This window comes from Limimaricola litoreus (assembly GCF_024159025.1).
Lineage (GTDB): Bacteria > Pseudomonadota > Alphaproteobacteria > Rhodobacterales > Rhodobacteraceae > Limimaricola > Limimaricola litoreus.
Window position 1 is genome coordinate 1 of sequence record NZ_JAMYXC010000094.1, and the last position, 1,544, is coordinate 1,544.

Annotated in this window: 2 protein-coding genes; both read right to left on the reverse strand. The window is 72.2% G+C overall.

Annotation, left to right across the window (positions count from 1 at the left end; translation table 11 throughout):
• On the reverse strand, positions 1 to 1,165 hold a 1,165-nt coding region (locus tag NHG85_RS06610), incomplete at its 3' end, for a heme biosynthesis protein HemY (RefSeq protein WP_253330938.1).
• 10 nt (positions 1,166 to 1,175) lie between these two features.
• Positions 1,176 to 1,544, reverse strand: a 369-nt coding sequence (locus tag NHG85_RS06615; protein ID WP_253330940.1) for a COG4223 family protein, incomplete at its 5' end; no start/stop codon positions are given.

The window sequence follows — 1,544 nt, forward strand, 5'->3', positions numbered from 1 at the left end:
CATCGGCGCCGCGGCCGCGCTCGATCGCCGCCATCAGCGTCAGCACCCGCGCGGTCGGGTCGGTCTCGACCAGATCGCCCAGCGCGCGGCGCGCCTCGTTGAACTGCTCCGCCGCGATCAGCAGCTCGGCTTCGAGCATGCGCGTCTCCGCGTGATCGGGCCGCGCCTTGAGCAGGGGCAAGAAGCGGGCGAGGCGGGCCTTGGGCTCTTCCTCGGGGGCAATCTCGGCAAAGACCTGCGCGAGGTCGGGGTGCGGCTCCATCTCCCAGGCCTTGCGGATCACCCGCGTGGCGTAGCGCGTGTTGTTCACGGCAAGGTAGCTGCGGGCGGCCATGACGGCGGCGGGGATCAGGCCGGGCGAGAGCCGGTTGGCCTCGATCGCCTTTTCGCGCGCCTCGATGCTCGCGGTCTCGTCGAAGATGTCGCGCGCCTCCGACAGCGCCAGTACCGCGTCGCGGCGCTTGACGACGTTGCGCGGCAGGCTGCCCGAGCGGCGCTTGGCGTCGAGCGTGGCGCGCGCGCCGGACCAGTCATGCGCCTCGGCCTGAAGCCGGAGCAACGTGTCCTGCGTCTCGACATGGCGCGGTTTGATCTCGAAGGCCTTCTGCGCGAGCTTCATCGCCGTGTCGGTGTCGCCTTCGGCGAGACGGTGGCGCATCAGCCCGCGGATGCCGACGAAGCGGGTGCGGTCGATCTTCACCAGGTCGCGGTAGGCGCCCTCGGCGGTCTTGCGGTCGCCGGTCAGCTCGGCGCCCTGGGCCAGGAGGATCGAGGTGATGTCGGGGCGGCGCAAGTAGCGTTCGGCGCGGCGGCCCTTGGCCATCGCCGTCTCGCCCTCGCCGGCGGCAAGCGCGATCATGCCGTCGCCCAGCGCCTTGTAGCCCTTGCGCTCGCGCGAGCGCGAGAACCAGCGGCTGACGGCGGTGTCGTCGCCATTAATGAAACGCACCAGCGCGAGCAGCAGGCCCAGCGCCTTGAACAGCAGCCAGCCGAGAAGCGCGAGCAGGGCGATGGCCAGCACCAGCTGGAGCGGCCCGAGGGTGACCTCGTAGCCCGCCATGGCGATCTCGGCCCCGCCGGTCACGTCGGTGAGCCGCGCGGCACCCCAGGTGAGGCCGGCGACGACGGCGACGAAGACCAGGATCTTGATCAGGGACAGGAGCATGTGCGGCGCCTCAGTTCTCGGTCAGGGATTGCGACAGCGTGTCGGCGGCGGCGAGCGCCTCGGCACGGGTACGGGCCGGGGCGATCCAGTCGGACATCGCCTCGCGGACCGGTTCGGGCAGCGCCTCGATCTCGGAGAGCGCTTCGGTCAGTCGGCCATCGCGCAGCGCGGCCTCGGCACGCGACAGCACGGCGTCCGTGGTGCCGCCCTCGCCGGGCGCGGTGGAGCGCAGCTGCAGCGTATCGCGGAAGAAACCGGCGACGCGGCCGCCCTCCTCGCCCGAAAGCCCTTCGCGCCGCGCGGTGGCGAGCGCGGTGCGGGCGGGCTCGGGAAAGGCCTCGATCAGCTCGGCGCGGCTGGCCACGCCCTCGGATGCGGG